Source organism: Caulobacter sp. 05L422 (assembly GCF_056397765.1).
Window position 1 is genome coordinate 1 of sequence record NZ_JBFTOB010000054.1, and the last position, 587, is coordinate 587.

Consider the following 587-nt stretch of genomic DNA (forward strand, 5'->3'; position numbering starts at 1 on the left):
TTCGGCTTCACGCAGTTCTTCGGCCCCGACAACGCCGACGACTATTTCGACCGCATCAACGAAGCCCTGGCCACCGAGGCCTTCCGGCCCCGGGCGCTGTTCGACCGCTTCAACATCGAGACCCTGGCCACCACCGAGGGCCCGCAGGACAAGCTGGAGCACCACAAGGCCATCCGCGAGAGCGGCTGGGGCGGCCATGTGATCACCGCCTACCGCCCCGACGCGGTCATCGACTTCGAGGACGAGCGCTTCGGCCGCGCCTTCGAGCGGTTCGGCGAGGTCTGCGGCCAGGACGTCACCAGTTGGAAGGGCTATCTGGAAGGCCACCGCCTGCGCCGGGCGGCCTTCATCGAAGCCGGCGCCACCTCCAGCGACCACGGCCACCCGACCGCCGCCACCGCCGACCTCTCCGAAGTCGAGGCCGAGGCCCTGTTCCAGAGCCTGCTGAAGGGCGAGGTCACCCCGGCCAAGGCCGAGCTGTTCCGGGCCCAGATGCTGACCGAGATGGCCCGCATGAGCCTGGACGACGGGCTGGTCATGCAGATCCACCCCGGCTCGCACCGCAACCACAATGTCGGGCTGCTGGA

Annotated in this window: 1 protein-coding gene; it reads left to right on the top strand. The window is 69.0% G+C overall.

The features are described 5' to 3' along the window. Nucleotides 1-587: glucuronate isomerase (locus tag AC1DMQ_RS25785; protein ID WP_477036375.1), on the top strand; the 587-nt coding region annotated here is incomplete at both ends.